A 17,096-nucleotide genomic window follows, 5' to 3' on the forward strand; every position below is an offset into this window, starting at 1 on the left:
CAACTGTGGCAATTAATTATGCTATACGCTTTGAAAAGGCCTTCGCTAAAACGGTGACCCGATTGGTAGGGCTGCATCAGTTAAATAAAGAACGCCGTTCCCCTTTACCGTAGCTGCAATTTAATATGGTGTTGACTGCGCTCAACTACAAACACTTAGATGACATGGTACACTTTTGTGTGGAACAAGGCGTTGAATATCTATCCGTTAAGACACTGCTTGAATACAGTCCGGATATGAAAGACTTTATCTTAAGTGACGCGCAAAAGCTTGGCGTTCCCGAAGAAATCGAAAAGGCCTTAGCTTTGGCAAGTAAGCTTGGTTTGGCAACCAATCTCGACACTTTGATCACAAAAAAGTCGGAGCAAAACCAAGTAGCAAAACCTAAGCCTCGGGAAAGCCAAGACGCGGCTCTTATCAATGCCAAATGTTTGGAACCGTGGCGGGGAATCGTTGTATAGTCGTCGGGACATGTAGCGCCCTGCTGTTTCTTTTGGGATGGCGCCGCGGACAGTATTCGCGACAAAAGTTTGCAAGAAGTTTGGCTTGGCCCCTATCTAAGGAATTTTCGACAACAGATGCAACAAGGGGATTTACCGCCTTTTTGCATCAGCTGCCGTTTCCCTGAGAGCAACGATCATTGCCAGTTGAGAGCCTGTGTCGTTCAAGCGGTGGAAACGAGGGGGCATGGTAATTCAAATGTGATCGCATTGATAAGAAAAACGTGGATAAACCTGCGAAGAAGCGGTGTGCGAAGGACTTGGAAACGATTCCAAGAATGGCGCGCTATTCGTCGGGCTTTTCGTAAGGAAGCACGATAAACCAAGACGGTGATCTTCAAAGGGTGTATTGCTCCGTATTTCTTTCAGGAAAAAGGATAACGATGACTACAGTACCGGTAATAGCCGATAGACTCAATCAGTGGCAACATGAATCTCAAGGTCCGTGGCGTTTACTCGCATTTCCAACCTATCGATGCAATGTCAATTGCGGCATCTGTATCCGAAATTGCTTTGAGAAACCCAATTATCTCTTTCATGAATTGACTGACGAGCGCTGGCTGCGTCTTGTTGACGAAGCTGGATCGCTGGGGGTACGTTCTTTTGTAATCGGCGGCGGCGGCGAACCTACACTCCGTGCGGACTTGGTGACCGCTATGTGCGTCAAGGCCAAGCAGTATGGCATGGAAGGTCGACTGCAGACCAATGGCACAGGGCTATCTCAAGAAATGATTGAAACGCTGATCAAGGCGGGTTGGGACACACTCAGTATAAGCCTTGATGGACCTGATGAAGCCAGTAACGATTTTATCCGTTATAAAGGAGCTTTTTGCAAAACACTGGCTACCCTTGAAACCTTGCGATCCACGAAAGACAAATACCGAAGCGACGTGCCCCTAGTGTCCGTTCATTTGACGATCACTGCACAAAACTACAACCGCCTTGAAGATATGATCGATCTTTGTATAGATAAGGGAATAGACATGTTCGCCGCCAGTCCATTAGTTGAAAATGACTTGGAAGGTCGTGGCTATATTTTGAATACAGAGCAACGTGCTGCGCTGCCAGGCTATATTGAGGGCGCTATTAAAAAAGCGGACGCCCTTAATTTCCCGCACACACTTCATAATTTATTGATGCTTGTACAGGCGGATAAAGATAAACATTTTAAGGCGGAAAATATGGCAACATGCCAAGCGGATTCGGAAGATCTTTGCACAGCTCATTGCCTAGAGCCATGGACCGGTATCGCTATTGATTCCAGTGGTCATGTCAGTCCCTGTTGTTATTTGTCGGATGAACGATCCCAGAGCATTCGCGATATGTCACTAGCCGAAGTGTGGAACGGCGCTTATATGACTCAGTTTAGAAAAACGATGTTGGAAGGGCAGTTACGCGACGAGTGTAGATATTGTTCATTTCCGTCCGGTGAAGAGCATGTCGACTTAAAAAAAGCTGTGCAGGCATTGAGCAGCACACCCAAGAAAAGAGCCGTGTTGAATAGACTGGTATCCAGCATTCGAAACTACGGTCTTCGCGGCAGCTATAAGCGGTATAAAGAGTGGCGTTTGATACAACAGCGTTTACGCAACGAAAAATCACACTAATTCCGTTGCTTGTCTACTTCTGAACCTTCATTCTATGAACTCAGCAGGATACCTGCATCTGTAAAAATATATCCTGTTCCTTCCTCTATTTTGTCTCTGCCTTTGGGTATGAAATAATGTCGTTAATTGAAGTTAAAGATTATTTTCACGTAAAGGTATTGTATGAATCCGACCCCACCCCAACCGGTTGAAATTTTATATCGGCCTGCCGCATCGTTGCGGCTGCGCCCGAAAACGAAGAAAAATTATACACAACAATGTAATGTGGTATACGCCGAGGCCCATGGTATTGGCTTGGTTATGGATATTTTTATACCCAAACATAAAACGACAAATTTCGCCGTTCTCGATGTGATCAGCAGCGGGTGGCGTTCAGATCGTGTAATTCTTAATGAACATGTAGGCTTAGGCGCCATAGATGCATTATGTGAATTGGGCATTACGGTCTTTGCTGTTCTTCCCGGTTCCGCATCCTTGTTCACCGCTTCGGAGATGGTGGGGCATGTACAGGCCGCCATACGACACATTAAAAATAATGGGAAGGTCTACGAAATCCAACCGGAACGCCTCGCAATCCTTGGAGTCTCTGCAGGGGGGCATTTAGGCGCGTTAACCGCATTGAACGTGCAGCGTGGAAGAACCGTTGCTTATGATCCCTTACGCAGGTGGAGCACCGATGTGGCGGCAATAGCCTTGTTTTTTCCGCCTACGGATCTTGTCGATTACGGGGGACGGTCTTTCGATCCAAGGACTCTCGATTCAATGAATATTAAGTCGCTTTTTTTTCATTGCAGCACGGAAAAAGTGGAGAAAGATACTTTGATTGAAATGTTGACACGTCTTTCGCCTGCACGAGTCACAGCTCATAATCCACCGCCTTTTCTTATTGTCCAAGGAAAAGAAGACCCTATAGTGCCCTGGAAACAAGCTGAAAAATTGGCGGCATCGCTGCGTACCGCCGGAGGCGAGGTGGATTTGGTTTATAAAGAAAAAGGCGGTCATCCCTGGCCGGATATTGATATCGAAATAGAAAAGGCTGCACAATGGCTTTATACCAAGTTGCAAGGGGTCGTAAATTAATATAACGGAAAGGAGGGATGTTCCAGATTGGAGCGTTTCGTGTAGTTATACCGAAAAAACGCCACTTTATAGGTAGATACAGTTGAAGAAACGGTATACAACGCTTTCTGTAGACGCAGCGTGAGGCATCATACATTTTTTATTATTTTGGGAAGAAAGTTTATGCGTCCAACAGATGAAGAACTTGTATTCCAATGTCGTGACGGAGACACGGACGCCTACGCCCTTTTAGTAGCGCGGTATCAACACGCTGTCTATGCCACTGCTTTTCATTATGCAGGGCGCTATGGCGGCGCGGAAGATATTGCACAAGAGGCGTTTTGGGCGGCCTATCGTTCGTTGCCGCGCTTACGTGAACCGGAACAGTTTGGTTCGTGGTTAAAAGCGATTACCACGCGTGTCTCTGCAAACTGGCTGCGTAAAAATGCGCCTCGGCTGCGTAATGAAACACCGTTGCCTCGACGTCGCGCGCATTACAATACGTTAAATTTTAATACTGAAGCGAAGTCATCCTCTGTTTCCGATGATGTCTATGAGCTCGTTCATCGTGCCATAGAATCTTTGCCGGAACGGTATCAGCTTCCGGTGGTACTTCGTTATGTGCAAGAGATGAGTTATGAAGAGATCAGCCATTTTACCGGAGACTCTCATGACGAGATACGCGGCATCCTCAGCCGTGCAGCCGGTATGTTGCGCAAAGAACTTCAGCACTATAAAGATATAGAAACCGATCAATTGAAAGAAGAAGAAAAGGCATAAACGTGGCATCTTGTGTACAAATACTTGGTTTGCTCCAAGCCTTTTTGGACGATGAAATTGGAAGTGTAGAACGACTGCTCTTCGAAGATCATCTCCATAATTGCGATGCCTGCCGCCATGAATTGAAAATTGCACGGGCTGCAAATGTGCAACTCTTTGAATTGCTCAAGGAAGACCGCCTTCAAGAAAACTTGGTGCCGACGGTCATGGCTCATTTGCCGGAGATGGATAGAAAACGCTCGTCTAATTCCCACGTGATACCTCCTTCCAAAAAAAGGACTTGGAACAAAACCTTTGCCGCCTTAGTCCCCGTTCTTGCCCCCATCATATTGCTCGTTTTAGGCGGTTTGCTGTGGCTTTATTGGCCCTCAATTCCGCAAAAAGATGATGATGCCGTCGGGCTTATTACCTATAGCAACGGCCCTGTTCGTTTCGGTCGTGCCGTAGACGGGATTCTGAACGAAGCGAAAGAAAAAACCTTACTCGTTCCCGATAGTTTTATCAAGACGGGAAAAGATGGCCGGCTCCTACTGGGTCTTTCAGGCCCCAGTCATGTTTCGCTTTATGAAGATTCCAGTTTGTATCTTATCAGCGAACGCAAACTTCTTTTGGAGCAGGGGCGTATTTTTGTTGATGTACATCCGGACACCCAAGAGTTTTTGATAAACACTCCTCATGGGGTCATTTCAGCATTAGGCACCTCTTTTGAAGTGTATACAACTTCGGACAATACGGAAGTTACCGTTGTCAATGGGGAGGTGCTCGTTGAGAATGAAACGAGTTTCGCATTGCTCCACCAAGGTAATAAAGCGCTTTTCAGTCAACGCAACCGGCCCAAAATAGAACGAGACGTTCCGGCGGCCCGTTGTCTGGAAATGGCACGAAATGTGTTGCCCGAAGTAAGTGCACAAAGAATGTTCCTCACCCGATTTGTGCCGTCAACACAGGAAACAACGCGGACACGGCGGCAGATCTTTATGGTGGAAACAAAACAGCGTTTGGTACGCGCCGTGGAACTGAATTGGCTGCCCCATCCTTATTCAGAAGGGCACGCCGGCTACAGTGTCTATGTTTCTGACAGTTCACTGAACCCGCTGTTTAAAACGCACATTCCACCCTCTGTATTTCAAGACAAGACCCATACTTCAATCAATATAGATGTTCCCGCTGAAGTTCAAACTCATGCAGAAAATAGACTGCATATAGACTTGCTTCCGGACTATAGTACCGGCCAATTGGACACCTCTTTTACGGAAGTCCGCGCCGTGGGAGTCCGGCCATGAAACACTATGATTTCATATTTAAGTTTGCCTCCAACCCCTTCTCTACCCGAGGCGGGTTCAATAAATATTCGGCAACCCCTGTTTCTCATGTCACTCCTTCCCCGAGAGTACCTGCAGCCGATATTTTATCCCTGGACTCGCCTCACCAAGCACTTATAAGTGGAGGCCTCATATTAGAGGGGAGCGAACCTGAGCAGCACGTGGTGAATGTTCTGCCTCACGTCACTCCTTCCCCTAGAGTACCTGCAAACCACGGAACTCGGGTTAGCTCCCCTCGTTAATGCAGTCTCGCTGCATTGTATTAGGCCGGAAAGGGTTTGTTTATCTAAGTGGATATGAATACCTTGCGCCATCGACCTTAAACCAGCCAAGTCTAAGCTCTTTCCCACGGGCTCCGCTCCCGATAAAACAACCTAAGACTTCATTAATGTCAAGAAAAAAAACTTGTCCGAGAGCTCAAATTGAAACGATCGGGGATATAAAATTATTGAAGTAAAAGGTCTTTTATGATAGGCTGAATCCCGATGAATCAATCAATACCTGCAACGCGAAGCTTCCAAATATTATCTGTGTCGTCTTCTTGATGGTCAGAGAAGGTTATACCCAACACCATGACAGAATTGGCAATCGTACTACCTTGTCTAAATGAGGCGGACAATCTATGTCTGTTGGTGCCTAAAATCAATGAAGTAGTATCCTCCATGTCCATTTCATACCGGATTTTTGTGATTGATGGGGGAAGCACAGATAACACGGTGTCCGTTGCGCAATCTTTGGGGGCAACGGTTATTTCACAACGTGGCGCGGGCTATGGCGGCGCAATACGTACGGCTTTTGAAGACATCGAGACACGATGGCTGCTGACCATGGACGCGGATTTTTCCCATCACCCAGTCTTCATAAAATACCTTTTCGCACGACGCTATGAAGGTGAAATAATAATTGCCTCTCGTTTTACGCCCCAAGGCTACGGAGAAATGGCATGGAGCCGTAAAATACTCAGTGGCAGTCTAAACCGTGTATTTGGATTTGTTTTAGACCTTCCTGTACGCGATTTGTCGAGTGGATTTCGGCTTTACCATCGCAACGCCATTCGCAAACTGGATTTGCACTATGAAACCTATGCCGTTCTCCAGGAAGTGTTAATCAAATCATGGTGTCGCGGTTATCGTGTTGTGGAAGAACCTTTCCATTATCTTCCCAGACGCCATGGGTCGAGTCATGCCCGTGTATTTAAGTTTGGAAAAGTATACCTTCAATCGCTCTATACCCTTTGGAAATACCGCAATCGCCTGCAAAGTGCCGATTATGATGCCCGCGCATTTTATAGCCGTATCTTGCCGCAGCGTTGGTGGCAGCGCCGTCGATGTCAAATTCTACGCGATTTTATAGGCGACCGTATGTCAGTCTTAGATGTTGGCTGCGGGTCTACCCAATTGCTCAACAATGTGCCCCAAGCCATAGGGGTGGATACCAATCCTGCCAAGTTACGGTTTATGCGGCGGCCGGCGCGGATATTAATTAATGCTTCTGTTTCGGCTCTTCCTTTTCCAGACGAGTCCTTCGACGTTATCCTTGCCTCTCATCTCATAGAACATTTGCCGCAATCGGAAATTCCGTTTCGTGAACTCGCCCGTTGTTTGAAATCAGACGGAACCTTGGTTATCGCCACGCCGGATTATGGCCGCCGACGTTGGCGCTTCATTAAAAAAATCTATAACGCCATACAACCGACTCCTGCCGGTGATATTCATCCGAATCCCTTTACATTTTCCTCTCTTCGGGATTCGTTGGAGCAACATCAATTTTCAATGCAAGAGTATGAATATATTTGTGGCGCTGAACTCATTGTTTCTGCAGCAAAAATAAAGTCGAGCGATTCCCATACCCCATAAATTTGTTTTATCACCGAAGGAAGTTTTCAGCCCGGCTGAGTTCATTGCCGCACAAGCGTACGACTCATGATGTTGCGTGCTCCTACTCTATTTTGCTATACTTTCCACACTCACCCTTTTATTCTCGAGATATGGCTTTTCTGTGTATCTCGTAATCAGCTTTTAGACAGCCCTAAACCTTAGGAGAAACATGCTTTGAAGAAAGGCATTCATCCCGAAAATTATCGTGAAGTTGTGTTTATGGACATCGGTGCAGACAAAAAATGGATCACCCGTTCTACTGTAAAAACGAGCCGCACCATTGAATTCGAAGGAAAAGAATATCCTCTGTTCACCCTTGATCTGTCCAGCTATTCCCACCCCTTTTTCACGGGCAAACAAAAGTTTGTCGATAGCGAGGGCCGTGTAGAGCGTTTCCAGAAAAAATTTGGCACCGCTAAAAGCGCCGAATAAGTTCTTATGGAAGCGCGTGTGCGCGAGAAACTGGAATCCCTTGTAGCCGAACATACACGTCTGGCAGCCGCCATGGCAACTCCCGAAATTGCCATGAATGCCGATGTGTACCGTCAACACGCCCAAAAATATGCAGAGCTAACGGATGTTGTTGACGTTTTTACACGCTTCAAAGCCCATGAATCCGGTCTGCAAGAAGCGGAACAAATCCTCCATACCGAGTCCGATCCTGAGGTGCAGGAACTTGCCCATGAGGAACAGGCACGTCTAAAAGAGTCGATCCATATTCTTGAGGAAGAGCTGAAAGTATTGCTCATCCCCAAAGATCCCATGGATGCTAAAAACACCATCGTTGAAATTCGCGCAGGTACGGGGGGCGACGAAGCAGCGCTCTTCGCCGCGGATCTGTTCCGTATGTATTCACGCTTTGCCGAATTGCGCGCCTGGAAAATAGAACTGATGAATTCTAACCCCACGGCGCTGGGCGGCTTCAAAGAAATTGCCTTCCAATTATCCGGGGAGAATGTATATAGCCTCATGAAGTGGGAGGGAGGCGTGCACCGTGTACAGCGCGTCCCCGACACAGAGACACAAGGTAGAATCCATACCTCTGCAGTAACAGTGGCTGTTCTGCCGGAAGCGGAAGAAGTAGATATCCAAATTGATCCCAATGAGTTGATCATCGACGTATTTCGTTCCAGCGGCCCGGGCGGTCAAAGCGTGAACACCACCGACTCCGCTGTCCGAGTCACCCACAAACCAACCGGCATGGTGGTGTCCTGTCAAGACGAAAAATCGCAGCATAAGAACAAAGCCCAAGCCTTGCGCGTTCTTCGCGCCCGTCTGCTCGATCTCAAGATGCAGGAGGAAGCGGATCAACGCTCAGAAAATCGGCGTAGTCAAGTGCGTTCGGGCGACCGCAGCGAAAAGATCCGAACCTACAATTTCCCGGAAAACCGCGTCACTGATCATCGAATCCACCTTTCTCTATACAAATTGCGTGAGGTATTGGAGGGCGATCTTGCCGATCTTTTTGATGCCTTGAACGTCGCAGATCGCGCCGCGCGGCTCGCCGCACAAGAATGACATGGAAACAACGGTTGCACAACTGCTTTCCTCCATAACAGAAAAACTCGCCCCTATTACAGAGACACCGCGATTGGAAGCAGAATTACTTTTAGCGCACGCTTCAGGTTTATCACGCGCCTCCCTGCTCGCACGCCTGAAAGAAAGCGTCCCTACCAACAAGCTTGAGACTCTTTTAGCAAGACGATTGAATTGTGAGCCCCTTGCCTACATTTTTGGGGAATGGGAGTTTTTTGGAATGTCCATGCGCGTGGTTCCGCCGCTTCTCGTTCCTCGCCCTGAAACGGAACACCTTGTATCTGCTGTCTTAGATTATTTGTCTCTCTGTTCTGCCCCGTACCGCGTCATCGATGTCTGCTGTGGTACCGGCTGCGTGGGTATCGCCATTGCCCGCCATTTTCCCGACACAAGTCTATACGCCGTAGACCGCCGCCAAGATGCGCTGGAAATTTCACGAGAAAACGCGCAACGCTATAGCATTTCACTGCAAGCTATTTGTGGTGACTTGCTGAGCCCTTTCACCGCGCCTGTGGATGTAATCGTAGCTAACCCGCCTTATGTCCCTGAAAAAGAGTGGGAAACACTTTCGCCCGTCATAACGCGTCATGAAGATCCCGGCGCTCTGCTGGCAGGAGAAGACGGGCTGGATTACGTACGCCTTTTGATACCCGCTGCGGCGGATTCTCTGCGCAGCGGCGGTATGCTCGCCTTGGAAATCGGAGAGAGCCACTACGCGGCAGTTGCAGACCTCTATCTTAGACACGGATTTCACCGGCTGAATTGTCATAAAGATTTGGCAGGAATCGACCGGGTAATTACAGGCTTGCGATTGTAGCAAGACAATAAAAATATGCTAAGGTAGCTGCTGAACATATAGCATGAGATAGGCTTAACATAAGATCCCAGTTAAGGGTCAGAAAATCGCGCCATGAATCGACATGTCTCACAAACGCACAGTGAATGCCTTGATGTAATTGAAATGTTTACCAGCATCCAAGGGGAGTCTACATGGGCAGGCCGTCTTTGCGGTTTCGTCCGCCTCGCAGGTTGTAATCTGCGATGCCGATGGTGTGATACCTTGTATTCTCATGGCACGGGGAAGCGCTGTACTGTATCGGAAATACTCGATCAAGTAGACGCATGGCAGATACCTCTCGTTGAAATTACGGGTGGCGAACCTTTATTACAAGCCGGAACACCCCCCTTGGCAAAAGCGCTCATCGATAAAGGATACACGGTGTTGGTAGAAACCAATGGTTCCATGCCCATTAATTTATTGCCCGACGAGGTCATTCGCATTATGGACATCAAATGTCCCGATAGCGGTATGAGCGGGAACATGGACTGGAAAAATATCAAAAAAATCAAGGGGCATGACGAGATAAAATTTGTTCTCGCTTCCCGAGCCGATTATGTGTGGGCACAGCAAATCATTCATGAATATACGCTCTTCGAAGCTTGTAACTGTGTTTTGTTTTCGCCCGTCTCAGAGAAGCTCCCGCCCGAAATATTGGCGCAGTGGATGATTGAAGATCGTTCCCGCGCAACAATGCAATTGCAACTGCATAAATCCATCTGGCCTGCGCATACACGGGGTGTGTGATGATGCTCTTTAATAAATCTGACATAAGAGCGTCAGGAGTGATATACTTCTAATTTAATCTCTCTTCTTGTTAAGGGCGCTTTTTTGTCGCTTCGTTACAGTTTTTGCAAAAAAATAACCCCTTAAAGCCCGCTAGTTTTTTTTGATTAGCGATCTGAATTATTAATGGCAGGAGTAAGGCTCATGAAAGCATGGCAATGGTATCAAAAGAAATCGATGAAACTGGTGGAATTACCCCGACCGGAACTTGGTCCGGAAGAGGTGCTCATACGCATTGAAGCCGTCGGCGTTTGCGGTTCTGATATTCATTATTATCGGGATGGGCATATCGGATGTGCTGTCATTGAGGAACCCCTTGTTTTAGGACACGAATATGCGGGCATCGTGGAAGAGGTGGGAGCGAAAGCAGACGCTTCTTTATTGGGGAAACGTGTGGCTGTTGAACCGGGAAAACCTTGCTTAAACTGTGAGTTTTGTCGGACGGGATACTACAACGTTTGCACGAACATGAGTTTTCCGGGAGGACCCGGACATGACGGCGCGCTATGTGAATATATGGCGGTGGACAGCAGCGCTTGTTTTGTTGTTCCTGAGGATATGACCTCCGGCTGTGCCGCCATGGTTGAACCGGCGGCAGTGGCTGTCCATACCGTGGAATTGGCTGCCTTAAAGCCGGGCGATACAGTCGCTGTTTTTGGGCTGGGCGTTATCGGCTTACTAACGGCACAGCTTGCCAAGCGATCGGGCGCTGTGCGCATCTTCGGCATTGATCCCCTTGCGTACCGTGTGGATGTTGCCTCACGCTTTGGCGTGGATGCTGCCTTGTGTGCCAAAGCAGGCGGATTGGACTCAGGCGGAAAAGAATCTATCGCATGGCTAGAGGAACAAACAGGCGGACGTCTGGTCGATGTTGCCATTGATTGCACTAACAGCGCAGAAGGGCTCGCCCTTGCCTGTGCCGCCGCCCGGCCTGCAGGGCGCTGCGTGCTGACCGGCATTTCCGGTAGAGACGAAGATTATGTTCCTGTAAGTATCGCTCGGCGTAGAGGTCTAAACCTGAAGTGGTGCCGCCGCTTCCGACATAGCTATCCAGCCAGCCTTGCACTCATTGAAGCAGGCGTGCTGGATGTGCAGGGGCTCATCAGCCATGTCTTTCCGTTTGAGCAAGCGCCTGAGGCTTTCGACTTGACAACTTCATACAAAGACAATGTATTGAAAGCATCCATCGAATGGTAAAAAAATAAAACCTTAGAAGGGTGTTTTCAGTCTTAATTCATGTGACCTCATTACAAGGCCGCTATTTCCCCAAAATGTTAACGGTAATTTTCTATGGAGAATGAATGATGAAACTATTTAAACGAATCCTGCTTGTTCTACTGATTATTGTAGTTGTCTCGGCCATTTTATTTTTGATCTGTATTGGCCCGTGGCCGGTGCGGGGACCGAGCGATTTCACGCAAAAAACCTATTACAAAGAAGCTATAGCGGCCATTGACGCCCACGCTGCCAACTGCGATATTGCAGAAGATCCCACCCAATTATTGGCAGGCTGGGCAACCAGAATCATGACCCCGAATGTAGGCGTGCCTATGGGCGGCTATAGTGCCCGTCCCGACGGTAAAAAATCACGCGGTGTTCGAGATGAACTCAAGGCGCGTGCCATCGCCTTGAGTGATGGTACAGATACCGTCGTTATCTTAGGGCTCGACATGCTCATCGTCCCTCCAAACTTAGCAGAACTTACGGTCAACAAAGTGGCGGAAAAAACACCGCTCACATCAGATGATCTTTATTTTCCAGCAAGCCATACCCATTGCGGTCCCGGTGCTTTTGGCCCCGGTTTAGCATCCAAAATTTCCGCAGGTAAATATGATCCGGCTGTCCCGGAATTTTTAGCCTCCACCTTTGCCGATGCCATCGTTGAAGCCTACAATTCGATGAAGCCCGCTCAATATGCCCACGGATTTATTGATGCGCCTGAGCATATCCGTAACCGGACGCGGCAGGCAGAAGTGGATTCCTTTCTCAACTATATGGTTGTCGAACAAGAGGGCGGCAAGCGCTGTTATGTATGCCGCTGGTCTGCCCATCCCACGATTTTCGGAACAGATATGATGGAATTCTCCGCCGAATTTCCGGGAGAAATGACACGGTTTATTGAAGCCAAGACCAACGCCACCGCCATGTATTTAGGCGGCGGACTGGGTTCCATGAGCCCGCGCGCCCCCGATGCCCCGACACCTTCCGAACGGGTGAAAGCCTATGGTCAACTTTTGGGTGAATTGGTAGTCGAAAACACCGAAGAACTCGAATTTATGAATTATGTTGATGTGGCTTCTGTTCGTGTGCCTGTTGGAGTTCCGCCCGCTCAAGCAAGACCCCTATCGCCTTCATGGCGTCTATCGCCTATCGCATCCAAGATACTGGGCGTTCCTCAGGAAGGCTGGATACAGGGCGCCCGTGTAGGGTCCATCATATTGATTGGGATGCCCTTTGACACGAGCGGCGAATTGACACGGGAATGGCATCTCCAAGCGAAAGAGAGCGGCTGGGACTTGTGGGTAACCAGTTTTTCCGGTGCTTATCTCGGGTACTTATCGCCTGATCGTTATTACAACGATCTTGATAAACACGGCGTTCTGGATTATGAAGTGGGATTGATGGGCTGGCTCGGCCCAAGAGCAGAAAGTTACTTTGCGTCCTTGATGAAACGTATTGTTGATAATTTTGGTACACCGCCTGTTGATCTCGCCCAAGCCGCTGCAGTAGCATCTCCATGAACGAAGAAAACCTCAGCATAAAGCAAGAATCCGACGAGCAGCCACCCGTTGAAGCGCAACAAAAAGTGCCGCGTAGACCGTGGAAAAGCTTGATACTTGGACTTTGTATTGTGGGAGTCGGGCTGGGACTGCTGCATAACATTTCGGTACAAGAATCAAAGGCCTTCGACGAAGCGCCTTGGGTGAATACCCTTATTCTCACCAAAGATACGACCCGCTTTTTAAATGACGACAATATTCCCGTATCCATTCGTTTTGCTGAACGCACTACGAGGCTGGATGGTGATCTTGGGATGGAATTACTCAGCGAACTCTTACAATGGGATCGTTTCAATGACTACATTCGTTTGGGCGCTGCAGAACTCGTGGTTGCATTAGAACTGGACCCCGATGAACTCACACCGCTTTTAGCTTCCGGACGCTTGCCTGTTCCGGGGCGTCCGGAAGTATTGGCGGGAGACTTGGCACGTTCGGAGAGTTTTGCTATTGACGGCGTTGAATTTCAAGTAGTCGGTCACTTAAAAAAGTCGGTGAACGGTTTCCTTTTTACGTATATGCTGCCTTATCCGGAAGGATACGAAGAGATCTTCAGTAAAGAACGGGGCGCCATTAGCGGTCTACTCCTGAAAGATGGGGAGTTGCTGGCTAAAGAAGGAAGGCTGCCCGAGTTTTTAACCTACAAGGGAAATACTGAAGAGACGACGGTGACTGAGCCGGATGAAGTAGTGCCTTTGGCAGTCCCCAATATTTTGGGCGGATTCATACGATCCGACGCCAAGACCGTTTATGTATCCTTTCTTGCTATGTGTTTGATTGCCCTTGGCGGCGCGCTGCTCCAATTCAGTGGTCTACATTTTATGCGGCGTTCTCGACAAAGTGTCATTTTCGCACCCCTTGCCGAAGCTGTTCTAAAACGGCCCAAGCTTTTTTGGGGATCCCATATCTTCTTTTACGGCGCTTTCTTTATAGCCGTATGGGTGGCTATACAATCACCGATTCTTGCGTTTCGCTTCGAACAGTATACGGAAACTGTGTTTCAAATCGGCGGATTGGGGCATATTGGCGCTGCCTATAGTTCAGGAAAAATATCCTATGCCGCATGGATGACCTTCTACAATAATTATATCGAGCAGGTGTTGTTCCTAATCTTCTTAATTTCTCTTTTCCCGCTTCCCTTAGGATTGATCAAAACCTTTTTAAGTTTGTGTCTTGCAGGATGGACCATGTCGCCCTTGTGGTTGCGTACGGCTGAGATGCTGTTTTTCCACTCACTGACCATTGTCATGGAATTGGAAGCCTATATCTTTGCCTGTATAGTTATCATTATTTGGACGATCTTGCTGTGGTCCGGGATTAAGAATCGCTGTTTCCTAAAATCGCTGAAACAAGGGCTGCTGCTCTTGTTTGTCGCTGCCCTTTTTACGGGGGTGTTGTTGGGCATCGCCGCTGTTTATGAAGCGGTGACCCTGATCCACGTCATTTAAATATCGAATATCAAGGTTTCTTTCGCAGAATATTCACGTGTAAAGACACGTTGACTCAGCATCCTATTTTTTGCTATTATGAGTCTGTTGTGGGCGATTAGCTCAGCTTGGTTAGAGTGCCACGTTGACATCGTGGAGGTCACTGGTTCGAGCCCAGTATCGCCCACCATTTTTTTTATTCCCTCCTCTGTATTTCTTGTTTTTCTCGGTTCACACCCGATTCAAAAGTGACTCCCGCACGCATCATTGCTTTGCAAAAAGATAGGGCTGCCTAAAAAAGCAGCGTGCGGTTCAAGCCAGTTCTTCAAGAACCATTTTCACAGCCCGATGAGCCGATAGAACACAGTCATTCAGTCCGATACCATAATAGGCATTTCCGGCGAATACTAATCCGGGCAGGGCTTTTTCTGCGTCTTCGATAGTCTTCAATCGCTTCCCATGACCCAGCGTATATTGCGGGATAGCGCGGGGGTGTCGATATACGCAGCTAAGTTCCGGTTCGCCCTGTAAGCCCAGCAAAGGATCCAGTTCTTTACGAACCAGTGCGAGCGTTTCCTCATCGGATAAATGTACGGCATCGGGGTCTGACGCGCCGCCCACCATGACACGAAGCAACACGGATCCTTGGGGCGCTTCGAAGGGGAAGAGGGTAGATGTCCAAATACAGCCAAGGAGACGCAATCCTTGTCCTCGCGGCACGAGGAATCCGAATCCGTTTAAATCATGGGCGACGGCGTCGCGCCTATAGCCCAAGCACGCAACATTCAAGCCGGCGTAGGGTATCGCAGCGAGGGCATCAGCGGCATCGGCGTGTAGGGACGCGCTGATTGCAGCGGCAGCGTGAGCCGGTGTTGCCAAGACCACGGCTTGGGCAGCGAGCCTTTCACCTTGCTCCAAATGCACTTCATAGCCTCCCTCACGTTTCGTGACTTCAGTGACCTTGGCGTTATAACGAATTTGCTTGTGCAGTGTCTTCGCCGCGAGTTCGGGCAGCGCGCCGATCCCTCCCTTGAAGGTAGTTAAGACGCCGGGGGGACCCATGGGCGAGGCGCCGCGTTTTCTGCGGATAGCCAGGAGTGCTTTAAATAAGCCGCCATGATCCTGTTCCATCTTTACCATGCGCGGGAAACAGTGGCGCATGCTCAGTTCTTTGGCATTACCGCCGTAAATTCCAAGTACCATAGAACCGACCATGATTTGTGCTGCCTCTTTGCCGATACGTCGGGCAGCAAATTCAAAGACGCTCTCTTCCGTGTCATCGCGTTTTTGTTTAATCAAAGGCTCACAACAAAGGCGCAGTCTTCCGCGCAGGGACAGAAGGGAAGACAAAAAGAATCCGGGCGGCATTTGAACCTCGTGCAGCCGGTCGTTGCGATAGATGAAGCGTTTAGCAGCGGCTGTGTTGGCTTTAAGGGTGTCGGATTCAAGTCCCAAATCTTTTGCCCACGCCAGGGTAAGCGGTTCACGATCTAAAAAACCGTTTGACCCCCAATCAAGGGTATAGCCCGCCTGCTGATCGCTCCGTGTCGTACCGCCGGGGCAGGAGGACGCTTCCAGCGTTAAGACGGCATCTTCACCAAGCGCTTTGCGCAGGTAATATGCGGCACATAAACCTGATACACCTGCTCCGATGACAATAATTTTTTTTTCCATTAACTTTATCCGATCTAGCTAAAAACCTACCTATCCATTCAAAAATGAAGGATGGAGTGCCCCGACGAAATAACGATGATAAGAATTTTCATGGTATACTATTGGCAATACAAACAACAACCTTTCAAGGAGATATATCATGTTTTATTTAATGCGTGCAATACTGATTGTTGCCGCGTTGATTATACCCGGAATTCTCGCAGCACAAGACATCAGCCCTGTAGCGGATAATAAGGCGGAACAAGTCGAAACACAGCCGCTCCTTACTGCAGATCAAATATTGACAGAACTGAATGCACAGATAAAGGAACAGTATACGGGCAAGCTGGACAGCGTTACTCCCGACGCCTTGGTCAAGATCAAACACGGAGAAGAAACCACAACCCTTCGTTTATATGGAATTGATTGTCCGGAAATAGGACAGGCTTTTGCGGAAGAAGCGCGCGATGAATTGAAAAAACGGTATCAAGGCGACACCGTAGCGGTCTATGTGCTCACGGTGGATTCTTTAAACGTACCCGTTGCCTTGGTTTTTGATGAGAACAGTCATTCTATCAGTCATAGCTTAGCGGTCGATGGGCTGGCGTGGTGGGATGAACATAATGCTTCGAAAGATACTGTTTTACGAAAACTAAATGCGGAAGCCGTACTTGCCGAACGTGCCGTTTTTTCCGAGATCACCGCACTGGCGCCATGGGATTATCGGAGCAGCCATGATCTTCCGAATTTTACCTATTCGCTCGAACAACAAGCTGCCACGCCGGTGAAGCCGTTGCATGCTGCTCCCGAAGATGCTGCGCCGCGAACGATAAGCGCGAAAGGAACCATGACTGAAAGTGCGCCCAAAGTGGGGGCACGTCCCAAGCAAGCGCCTTCGTCGGGAAGTCCTCGGCTATCATTGCCGAATGTTCCG

Annotated in this window: 15 protein-coding genes, 1 tRNA gene and 1 pseudogene; 16 read left to right on the plus strand and 1 reads right to left on the minus strand. The window is 48.6% G+C overall.

Annotated elements, in window-relative coordinates; all coding sequences use genetic code 11:
• Positions 1–125: 125 nt before the first annotated feature.
• The 15 genes and pseudogenes from GX117_06720 to GX117_06790 all read left to right on the plus strand — a co-directional run bounded on the left by GX117_06720 (position 126) and on the right by GX117_06790 (position 14,699).
• Positions 126–461: a hypothetical protein gene (locus tag GX117_06720; GenBank protein ID NLO33034.1), complete on the plus strand. Its 336-nt coding sequence runs from the start codon at positions 126–128 to the stop codon at positions 459–461.
• A gap of 6 nt (positions 462–467) precedes the next feature.
• Positions 468–821: pseudogene (locus GX117_06725) on the plus strand (hypothetical protein).
• A 62-nt stretch (positions 822–883) separates the two neighbouring features.
• Positions 884–2,107 (plus strand): radical SAM protein, encoded by a 1,224-nt coding sequence (locus tag GX117_06730; GenBank protein ID NLO33035.1) that lies wholly within the window; start codon positions 884–886, stop codon positions 2,105–2,107.
• A 162-nt stretch (positions 2,108–2,269) separates the two neighbouring features.
• Positions 2,270–3,187, plus strand: coding sequence for an alpha/beta hydrolase (locus tag GX117_06735; protein NLO33036.1), 918 nt, complete (start codon positions 2,270–2,272; stop codon positions 3,185–3,187).
• Positions 3,188–3,349: 162 nt separating this feature from the next.
• Positions 3,350–3,946, plus strand: coding sequence for a sigma-70 family RNA polymerase sigma factor (locus tag GX117_06740; GenBank protein NLO33037.1), 597 nt, complete (start codon positions 3,350–3,352; stop codon positions 3,944–3,946).
• Between the two features lie 2 nt (positions 3,947–3,948).
• Entirely contained in the window at positions 3,949–5,229 is a 1,281-nt protein-coding gene (locus GX117_06745) for a hypothetical protein (GenBank protein NLO33038.1), read from the plus strand.
• 611 nt (positions 5,230–5,840) lie between these two features.
• Positions 5,841–7,124, plus strand: a complete 1,284-nt coding sequence (locus GX117_06750; protein NLO33039.1) for a methyltransferase domain-containing protein — start codon at positions 5,841–5,843, stop codon at positions 7,122–7,124.
• Between the two features lie 195 nt (positions 7,125–7,319).
• A complete protein-coding gene (locus GX117_06755) occupies positions 7,320–7,577 on the plus strand; it encodes a type B 50S ribosomal protein L31 (protein ID NLO33040.1) in 258 nt (85 codons plus the stop codon).
• A gap of 6 nt (positions 7,578–7,583) precedes the next feature.
• Positions 7,584–8,663, plus strand: coding sequence for a peptide chain release factor 1 (gene prfA / locus GX117_06760; GenBank protein NLO33041.1), 1,080 nt, complete (start codon positions 7,584–7,586; stop codon positions 8,661–8,663).
• Position 8,664: 1 nt separating this feature from the next.
• Positions 8,665–9,498: a peptide chain release factor N(5)-glutamine methyltransferase gene (prmC, locus tag GX117_06765; GenBank protein ID NLO33042.1), complete on the plus strand. Its 834-nt coding sequence runs from the start codon at positions 8,665–8,667 to the stop codon at positions 9,496–9,498.
• 93 nt (positions 9,499–9,591) lie between these two features.
• Positions 9,592–10,266 carry a radical SAM protein gene (locus GX117_06770; GenBank protein NLO33043.1) on the plus strand — a complete coding sequence of 225 codons (675 nt, stop codon included), beginning with the start codon at positions 9,592–9,594 and terminating at the stop codon, positions 10,264–10,266.
• Between the two features lie 183 nt (positions 10,267–10,449).
• Entirely contained in the window at positions 10,450–11,502 is a 1,053-nt protein-coding gene (locus tag GX117_06775) for an alcohol dehydrogenase catalytic domain-containing protein (GenBank protein ID NLO33044.1), read from the plus strand.
• 104 nt (positions 11,503–11,606) lie between these two features.
• Positions 11,607–13,046, plus strand: coding sequence for a hypothetical protein (locus tag GX117_06780; GenBank protein NLO33045.1), 1,440 nt, complete (start codon positions 11,607–11,609; stop codon positions 13,044–13,046).
• Positions 13,043–14,530 carry a hypothetical protein gene (locus GX117_06785; protein NLO33046.1) on the plus strand — a complete coding sequence of 496 codons (1,488 nt, stop codon included), beginning with the start codon at positions 13,043–13,045 and terminating at the stop codon, positions 14,528–14,530. The genes GX117_06780 and GX117_06785 overlap by 4 nt, the downstream gene beginning before the upstream one ends.
• A 91-nt stretch (positions 14,531–14,621) precedes the next feature.
• Positions 14,622–14,699, plus strand: a tRNA-Val gene (locus tag GX117_06790).
• A gap of 122 nt (positions 14,700–14,821) precedes the next feature.
• Here the strand turns inward: GX117_06790 and hemG are convergent.
• A complete protein-coding gene (gene hemG / locus GX117_06795; protein NLO33047.1) occupies positions 14,822–16,183 on the minus strand; it encodes a protoporphyrinogen oxidase in 1,362 nt (453 codons plus the stop codon).
• 139 nt (positions 16,184–16,322) lie between these two features.
• On the opposite strand from hemG, the gene GX117_06800 reads away from it, so the two are divergent.
• Positions 16,323–17,096 (plus strand): hypothetical protein (locus GX117_06800; protein ID NLO33048.1); only part of this gene is annotated, 774 nt, incomplete at its 3' end.

The sequence above is a fragment of the Candidatus Hydrogenedentota bacterium genome (genome assembly GCA_012523015.1).
In the GTDB taxonomy this organism is placed as follows: domain Bacteria; phylum Hydrogenedentota; class Hydrogenedentia; order Hydrogenedentales; family CAITNO01; genus JAAYBJ01.

What these genes read in the sequence shown, in the direction of transcription:
- GX117_06735 (NLO33036.1), top strand. Translation starts at nt 2,270, where the DNA reads ATGAATCCGACCCCACCCCAACCGGTTGAAATTTTATATCGGCCTGCC.
- GX117_06720 (NLO33034.1), top strand. Translation starts at nt 126, where the DNA reads ATGGTGTTGACTGCGCTCAACTACAAACACTTAGATGACATGGTACAC.
- GX117_06740 (NLO33037.1), top strand. Translation starts at nt 3,350, where the DNA reads ATGCGTCCAACAGATGAAGAACTTGTATTCCAATGTCGTGACGGAGAC.
- GX117_06780 (NLO33045.1), top strand. Translation starts at nt 11,607, where the DNA reads ATGATGAAACTATTTAAACGAATCCTGCTTGTTCTACTGATTATTGTA.
- prmC (NLO33042.1), top strand. Translation starts at nt 8,665, where the DNA reads ATGGAAACAACGGTTGCACAACTGCTTTCCTCCATAACAGAAAAACTC.
- GX117_06785 (NLO33046.1), top strand. Translation starts at nt 13,043, where the DNA reads ATGAACGAAGAAAACCTCAGCATAAAGCAAGAATCCGACGAGCAGCCA.
- GX117_06770 (NLO33043.1), top strand. Translation starts at nt 9,592, where the DNA reads ATGAATCGACATGTCTCACAAACGCACAGTGAATGCCTTGATGTAATT.
- prfA (NLO33041.1), top strand. Translation starts at nt 7,584, where the DNA reads ATGGAAGCGCGTGTGCGCGAGAAACTGGAATCCCTTGTAGCCGAACAT.
- GX117_06750 (NLO33039.1), top strand. Translation starts at nt 5,841, where the DNA reads ATGACAGAATTGGCAATCGTACTACCTTGTCTAAATGAGGCGGACAAT.
- GX117_06775 (NLO33044.1), top strand. Translation starts at nt 10,450, where the DNA reads ATGAAAGCATGGCAATGGTATCAAAAGAAATCGATGAAACTGGTGGAA.
- GX117_06730 (NLO33035.1), top strand. Translation starts at nt 884, where the DNA reads ATGACTACAGTACCGGTAATAGCCGATAGACTCAATCAGTGGCAACAT.
- hemG (NLO33047.1), bottom strand. Translation starts at nt 16,183, where the DNA reads ATGGAAAAAAAAATTATTGTCATCGGAGCAGGTGTATCAGGTTTATGT.